General features: G+C 69.9%; 8 protein-coding genes and 1 pseudogene. 6 read left to right on the forward strand and 3 right to left on the reverse strand.

Going from position 1 to position 6,996, the window contains the following annotated elements; all coding sequences use genetic code 11:
• Window positions 1-210 precede the first annotated feature (210 nt).
• The 4 genes from Q4D18_RS10315 to Q4D18_RS10330 all read left to right on the forward strand — a co-directional run bounded on the left by Q4D18_RS10315 (window position 211) and on the right by Q4D18_RS10330 (window position 3,851).
• Entirely contained in the window at window positions 211-924 is a 714-nt protein-coding gene (locus tag Q4D18_RS10315) for an SUMF1/EgtB/PvdO family nonheme iron enzyme (RefSeq protein WP_303128071.1), read from the forward strand.
• Window positions 925-1,028: 104 nt separating this feature from the next.
• Window positions 1,029-1,763 (forward strand): chromosome condensation regulator, encoded by a 735-nt coding sequence (locus Q4D18_RS10320; protein ID WP_303128055.1) that lies wholly within the window; start codon window positions 1,029-1,031, stop codon window positions 1,761-1,763.
• Between the two features lie 144 nt (window positions 1,764-1,907).
• Complete coding sequence (locus tag Q4D18_RS10325) at window positions 1,908-2,402, forward strand: GNAT family N-acetyltransferase (RefSeq protein ID WP_303128057.1); 495 nt, start codon at window positions 1,908-1,910, stop codon at window positions 2,400-2,402.
• A gap of 102 nt (window positions 2,403-2,504) precedes the next feature.
• A complete protein-coding gene (locus tag Q4D18_RS10330) occupies window positions 2,505-3,851 on the forward strand; it encodes a helix-turn-helix domain-containing protein (RefSeq protein WP_303128059.1) in 1,347 nt (448 codons plus the stop codon).
• On the opposite strand, the gene Q4D18_RS10335 is transcribed toward Q4D18_RS10330, so the two are convergent.
• The gene (locus Q4D18_RS10335) at window positions 3,848-4,411 is read right to left on the reverse strand and encodes a TetR/AcrR family transcriptional regulator (protein WP_303128061.1); all 564 of its coding nucleotides are present in this window, start codon (window positions 4,409-4,411) and stop codon (window positions 3,848-3,850) included. The genes Q4D18_RS10330 and Q4D18_RS10335 overlap by 4 nt on opposite strands.
• A gap of 107 nt (window positions 4,412-4,518) precedes the next feature.
• Here Q4D18_RS10335 and Q4D18_RS10340 point away from each other — a divergent pair, with 107 nt between their 5' ends.
• On the forward strand, window positions 4,519-5,409 hold the full coding sequence (locus tag Q4D18_RS10340) for a YbfB/YjiJ family MFS transporter (RefSeq protein WP_303128063.1): 891 nt from the start codon (window positions 4,519-4,521) through the stop codon (window positions 5,407-5,409).
• Window positions 5,379-5,735, forward strand: coding sequence for a hypothetical protein (locus Q4D18_RS10345; RefSeq protein WP_303128065.1), 357 nt, complete (start codon window positions 5,379-5,381; stop codon window positions 5,733-5,735). The genes Q4D18_RS10340 and Q4D18_RS10345 overlap by 31 nt, the downstream gene beginning before the upstream one ends.
• 3 nt (window positions 5,736-5,738) lie before the next feature.
• Here the strand turns inward: Q4D18_RS10345 and Q4D18_RS10350 are convergent, their stop codons facing one another.
• Together Q4D18_RS10350 and Q4D18_RS10355 are read right to left on the reverse strand one after the other, a co-directional pair.
• Window positions 5,739-6,737 (reverse strand): hypothetical protein, encoded by a 999-nt coding sequence (locus Q4D18_RS10350; RefSeq protein WP_303128068.1) that lies wholly within the window; start codon window positions 6,735-6,737, stop codon window positions 5,739-5,741.
• 32 nt (window positions 6,738-6,769) lie between these two features.
• A pseudogene (locus Q4D18_RS10355) lies at window positions 6,770-6,996 on the reverse strand (hypothetical protein); the annotation flags it as partial.

Here is a 6,996-nt window from a genome sequence, read left to right on the forward strand (position 1 = left end):
TCGGGAAACGGCGGCCGTCGGAAGCACTTTCGTTGACGGAGTTGAGATGAGCCGCTGTCGAGATGCAGCGAAGAGTTCCAAAACGCGCCAATTTGATTCATACGCCGACGAGCACCTCAGATCTTGACAGCTCGGGCCGTGTGACTCCCTCTCGCCGTCCGACTTGCCAGGAAACCGATGTGCCACGCTGGCCCTATGCCCCAGCCCGCAATGACTCCCCTACCCTCGGGAAAAATCACCCTGCGCGACGCCCGCCGCGGAACCACACGGGACGTCGACCTGGAGCCCTTCGAAATCGCCACCCATCCCCTCCATGACCCGGGCACCGGCCTGCCGTCCACGCCGGTGACCTGGTTCAACGCCATCGCCCTCTGCAATGCGCTCTCCGCGGCCGAGAGCCTGCGGCCGGCCTACACGCGCGCTGCGGACGGGTGCACGGTCACCTGGGACCCCACCGCCGACGGCTACCGACTGCCCACCGAGGCCGAGTGGGAGTACGCCTGCCGCGCTGGCACGACGTCACCCACCTACGGACCGCTCGAGGACATCGCCTGGACCAGCCTCGATCACCTTGCCGGCCCCCAGCCCGTCGGCCAGAAGAAGGCCAACCCCTGGGGCCTGCACGACACGCTCGGCAACGTCTGGGAATGGTGCTGGGACTACGCCGATCCCGCCCGGTATGGGGACTACCGCACCCTGCGCGGCGGCGGCTGGGCCGACGAGCCCTGGAGCGTGCGCGCCTCCGTCCGCCGCGGCAGCGCCCCCGACGCCGTCCTGGAGGATGTGGGCTTGCGCGTGGCGCGCGGCCCGGTGGGTACAGGAGGGAAGGCACAGGGGTGGTCCCATGAGGCGGACCGGGAACGGGCCGCCATCCGTGGTCCGCTCCCGGTGGGGTGGACTCCCCTGCGGGAGATCGCCCGATGACCGCCCCGCAGGTGCCCCTCGCGGCCGGCCGGCGGCACTCGCTGGCCGTCGTCGACGGCGGGCGCGTCCTGGCCGCGGGCCCGCCCGGGGCGGCCGAGTGCGCCGTGGCCGGCTGGAGCGACGTCGTCGCCGTGGCCGCCGGGAACGTCCACGCCGCGCGGAACACGGGCCGCTCCCACTCGGTCGGGCTGCGCGCCGACGGCACCGTCCTCGCCGCGGGTTGGAACGCGCACGGCCAGTGTGAGGTGACGGACTGGACCGGGATGGTGGGCGTCGCCGCCGGATGGCGCCGCACCCTCGGGGTTTGCGCCGACGGCACCGTGGCGGCGGCAGGCCGGCGGGACGACGGCGCCTGCGACGTCGAGGGTTGGTCCGAGATCGTCGCGGTCTCCGCCGGGGACTGGCACTCCGTAGGTCTTGAAGCAGACGGGAGGGTGCTGTCGACCGGGCTGAACACGCGCGGTCAGGGCGACGTGACCGGGTGGACCGACGTCGTGGGGATCGCGGCCGGCTACCTCCACACCCTGGGCGTCAAAAACGACGGCACCGTGGTGGCCTGCGGCGACGCCGCCGCGGGCCTCGCCGAGGCCCACAGCTGGCGGGACATCACGGCCGTCTCTGCCGGCAGCCATCACGTGCTCGGATTGACGAAGGATGGGCGCGTCCTCGCGGCCGGAGACGACAGCCACGGGCAGTGCCGCACGCAGGCCTGGCGCGATGTCGTGGCCATCGCTGCGGGGTCACGCCACTCACTCGGACTCCGCCATGACGGCGTCATCCTGGCCGCAGGCGACGACGGCGATGGGCAGTGCCGCTGGGCGGTGGCAGGCGAGTCATGATGCGAGCACACATGAGGCATACTGCTGCAGAGTTCGGCCTGAGGAGCAGGTCCCGGTTTCTAGCCCTCTGGGCAAGGAACAGCGCGAGTCTTGCGCAGCCTTTGCCGCATCTCGACAGCAGCGTTGCCGTGCTTCACTACAGTCATGGCCCGCATGACGATTCGTCCTCTCACCGACTCAGACCGCAGCGCCGTCGGGGCCGTGCTCGCCGCTGACGGCGGCTATGCCCAGCGGGTGCACGGACGGCCCCCGGAGTCTGACGACGTGACTGGCCTGTTCACGGCACGCCCGCCGGCCACGCAGCCAGAGCAGAAGCATCTGCTCGGACTTTTCCTGGGCCGCGAGTTGATGGGCGTCGCGGATCTGGCCACCGACTGGCCGGAGCCAGGCGTGAACTTCCTCGGGCTGCTCCAGCTGCGGGCCGACGCCCAGGGGCAAGGACTCGCCCGACGCTTCCACGATCACCTGCTCTCCGCGTTCCCCGCGGGCCAGGAGTGGCGGCTGAACGTCGTCGACACCAACGCAGAGGTCCAGCCGTTCTGGGAACACCTCGGATATCGGGACACCGGCCAGCGGAAGTCGTGGACCAGCCCCACAGGCCTGGAGCACGAAGTGGTAGTCCTGGCGCGCGAGAGCTGACTGTTCTCACTGAAGCCACCCCGCGGTTGTGCAGCAACGACCAAGCCCCCGGTTTCGCAGCAGTCCCCCTCGCCCCCAAGAACAGCCGCCTACGCTGACCCCATGTGGACCCGCATTCACGCCCGTCTGGGGCTGACCGATCCAGAGCTCAAGCCTGAGCACATCGAGGCCGCAGTACGCGAGAATCTCAAGGAGGAAGAGGAACTGGACTGGAAGGTCCAGCTCCCCCTACCTGATGGCCTCAAAGGTGCTGATCGGGAAGCCAAAGCCCGCGAGCTGGCGAAGGATGTCGCCGCCATGGCCAACGGAGACGGCGGCGTGATCGTGTATGGAGTGCAGGAGAAACGCTCCAACACGCCGATGGCGATCGTAAGCATCGGGGAAGTCTCCGAAGTACAGGAGCTGCAGATCCGGCGCGCCATCCTGGCCCATACCTACCCACCTGTCTCTGGCGTGCAGTTCGAACACGTGATCTGGGACGACGGACGCCAGGTCCTGGCATTGCATGTGCCAGCCAGCCCGGAGGCCCCGCACTTGATCCGCCCTCCCAAAGACAAGTCGGATCAGGGATGGTTCCAAGCCCCATGGCGTAACGGCTCCCACACGGCGAACATGACCGAACGCCAGATCGAAGAGGCCTACCGACGGCGGGAGCAACGGCGACGTGAGCAGCGCGCGAGCGTGAGCGAACGGTTCCACGACTTCGTGGTGGCCGTCGGCGCCGACCCCGAACTCGGCTCGAAGGCACGCACTGTCAACGGCACGACTATCATGGGGCCGCCTCCCATCTGGATGACCGCCGTGGCCGTCCCGCTCCAACCGCGCGTCGACCCCCGACGACTGAGCCCTATCGGGGCGACCCGGTTCCTGGACGCCGTGAAGGCCCGTCGGCCAGCGCAATCATTTGATGGTCTCAGCGCTTTGAAGACCTCCACCTATTCAGAACTGCGGCGGGGGTTGGGTCTGTACCACCACACCTACCTCCCCCGCCCCGACTACCCCCAAGGCGCCCGCCTGGAAGTCCACGGGGACGGCGGCTTGGGTCTGGGCGTGACTCGAGACGGCCGATTCGGCAGGGATGACCTCACCCCGGAATTCGTGGCAGCCGAGGACGCCGAAACCCTCGCCTGGGACTTGACGGCCATGCTGGTGCGAACCGTCGAGGCCGGCAACGTGAGCGGCGACTTCCTCGTGAAGTTCGGCCCCTCCCGGCCACCAGAGGGGATCCGGCGACGCAGCTGGATGGGAAGCATGTACGCACCCGTCAGCGACGATGACCGCCTCCGCGGCCTCAAGGCCGTATCGGGGACCGCAGTGGCCACACACGGCCGCCGGGAGCTTGTGCGCAGTGTGTGGGAACTGCTGGAGGACTTCTTGTCCCAGCGGGGTGCTCTGCCCAGCATCACGGCGGATCAGTTCGCCACGGCACTCGCCCTGGAGGATGACTAAGCCGCCAGCAACTCCCTGGCCAATCCCTGGGCGATCTCGAGGCTCCGGCCATCCGGGTCGACGCCGCGCTGCGCGATTGCCCCCTCGAGCAACAGGAACACATGCTCGGCCAGACGCTGAGCAACCACCTCGCCGCGCTCGGCCGCGATCAGACGCTGGACTTCCTCCCGTACGGCCCGCTTGTGCTCCCGAATGACGGTCAGGCCAGGGTGGTCCCCCCGCAGCTCGGCAGCCGCGTTGAGGAACGCGCACCCGTGCAGGGCACCATCGGCGTCATCGCGGTAGGAGTCAAACACCGCCAGCACCCGCGGCTCCGGCGCCACGGCCAGGCGCTCCTGCAGGCGCACCCACCACCGCTCGTGACGCTGACGCAGGTAGGCCTCCACGAGGGCCTCCTTGGACGCGAACCGGTTGTAGAGGGTGCGCTTGGTCATGCCCGCCTCCGCGGCGATCGCCTCCACCCCCACCGCATGGATCCCCTGGGCGTAGAACAGCCGTTCCGCCGCGTCCAGGATGCGACGGGCCCCCGGCGTGAGCGCCGGCGTCTGAACCTGAGCCATGGGACCTCCTCGTTGACTTCACCGACCAGTGTACGTAGTCTCCTGCAGAATTCACCGATCGGTGAATCCTCTTTGTCGGGCGGCCACGCCCAGATAGGACCGCCGCGATGTCCCGCACCGAGACCACCCCCGTCGGACGGGCCGACAACGGCGCCCGCCCCCTCACCCCTCGGGCCACAGTGGCGCTCACGGCGGCCGGCGCGAGCCTCATCGCCGCCTGCTATGGGCTTGCCCGCTTCGCCTACGGCTTGTTCTTGCCCGCCTTCCGCGAGGCGTTCGCGCTGGACGCGGCCACCGCCGGGCTGATCGCCTCGGCCAGCTACGCGGCCTACTGCGTGGGCATCCTGGCCGCTACGGCCCTGACGCCGAGGGTTGGGGCACGCCCGGTGGCGGTGACCGCGGGGGCGTTGGCCACGGCCGGGTGCGCGATGATCGCCGCGACCCCTTCGGCGTTGGTCCTCGGGGTCGGGGTGGCGGTGGCCGGCTCCAGCACGGGCGTGGCCTCCCCGCCCCTGGCCCGCGCGGTCTCCGAGCACGTGGCGGCGGCCCGGCAGGACCGGGTCCAGACAGTGGTGAACGCCGGCACCGGGGTAGGGGTGATGGTCTCCGGCCCCGTCGCCCTGCTGACCCAGGAGCAGTGGCGCACCGGATGGTGGATCTTCACCGCCCTGGCCGCGCTGGTCACCCTCTGGATCTGGAGGACCGTGCCCGCCGGCCGGCAGGGGGCCGCCCGCGCAAAGGCAGAGTCTGCGCAGGCCGACGGGCGGCCCCCACTGTTTCCGCCGGGCGCGTGGGCCCTGGTCGCCGCGTCCGCGGTCATGGGAGCTTCCAGCGCGGCGGGGTGGACGTTCGGTCAGGACTTCCTGCAGACCGCCGGCGGTCACGGGCCCGGTCTGGCTACGGCGGCGTGGATCGTGCTGGGTGCGTGCGGGTTGGCCGGGGCGGCCGCCGGGATTTCGTGGGACGGATGTCCCTGCCCACCGCCTGGACCGGACTGATGGCCGTCTTCGCTGCGGCGACCGCGGCGTGGGCGCTGTGGCCGCAGGACCCGGTGGTTGCCGTCGCCGCCTCAGGTGCATTCGGAGCGATTTACATCGCCCTGACCGGGGTGCTGCTGCTCTGGGGCACGCGCCTCTATCCCGGCCGCGCCTCCACCGGGGTGGGTCTGGCGTTCTTGGCCATCGCCGCCGGCCAGGCCGCGGCCTCCCCCGCTCTGGGCGCCCTGGCGGGGGCCGCGGACATGCGCCTGGCGTTTCTGATCGCCGCCGGAGCCGGGGTGGCCGGCGCGATGCTGCGTCCATCACGGGCTCACACACGCACGTGAGGGTCATTCCCCGCGGGAGGGTGCCTGCAGGACGCGGTCCAGCACAGGGGCGGTGCTGATCACGCCCACGTGGATCAGCCCCAGCCCGGTGATCAAGACCACCAGCACGGCCAGGGCGAACAGCGGGGCGGTGGTCAGTGCCATGATCACCACCCAGAACGCCAGGGCGCTGGCGGCCAGGGCAGAGCCGATCACGGCGACGGTGGCGGGCATGCTCACGCGCAGTCGACGCGCACGGTTCAGCTCCGAGACGGGCATGCCCATCCGATCCAGCGCCACGTAGAGCTCGCTGCGTTCGACCACGGCAGCGGTCTGGGTGATGGCGACCTGACAGGCGACAACCAGGAACGACACCGCCGCCAGGGCCACGACCATCGTCCGGGCGTCGGCGAACATCAGCAGCTGGTCCTCGGTCATGATCTGCCGGCTGGAGCTGTTCTGGATGGTGTCCAGGTAGCCGAGCATGCACCCGGCCGGGATGAGCACGAACGTGGTCAGGGCCAGCGCCGAGACCTCACGCCAGGCCGTGCGGGGATCGTCCATCACCCCGCGCGCGGCGATCAGCTTCGCCGGGTCCGCGGTGCGCGCCGCCCTGATTCGGGCCAGACGGGCGACGACGAACGGACCGACCAGGCCCAGGACCGACATGACCGACAGAACAGCGACCGAAAGCACGATGATCACCACCACCGCGCCCCACCCCTGGGAGGCGCTCTGGACCACGAAGACCGCCATGGCCAGCACTACCAACGCGGCGATCACGCGCAGCGGACTGAGCCGGGGTGCCTCGGGGCGGGTGCGCACACCCAGCGGGGAGAGGATCACCCGGCGCAGCCCCAGGAAGCCGCTCACCGCAGCGACGGCGACCAGTGCCACGGGCAGGGCCAGGCTCAGCCACCACGGCAGCCACAGTTGCTCGGGCTGCAGGGGCCGGCCGTACACAGACAACAGGCTCAGCAGCCACGGCAGATGTCGAGATGCAGTGAAGATTTCATGGGACACGCGGTGAACTCTTCACAGAATGAGGCCTCGGGTCACCCATGCGAAGAGTCGCCGTGGCCACTGACGTCTCCGGTCAGTACAGCTAGGGCGTGTTGCTCAAGGAGGGTAGTCAGCCAGTGCAGTGTCGTTGCGAGGCTGAGCCCGGCGTGATAGTTCCGGGCGTCCTTGTCCGAACGCATCGCGATCCCTCGCCACTGCTTGTGCCTGTTGAAGCACCGCTCCACGACATTGCGTCCCCGGTAGCGCTGGCGCTGGTCTT

Origin of the sequence: Micrococcus sp. (assembly GCF_030523875.1) — a bacterium.
Classification (GTDB): domain Bacteria; phylum Actinomycetota; class Actinomycetes; order Actinomycetales; family Micrococcaceae; genus Micrococcus.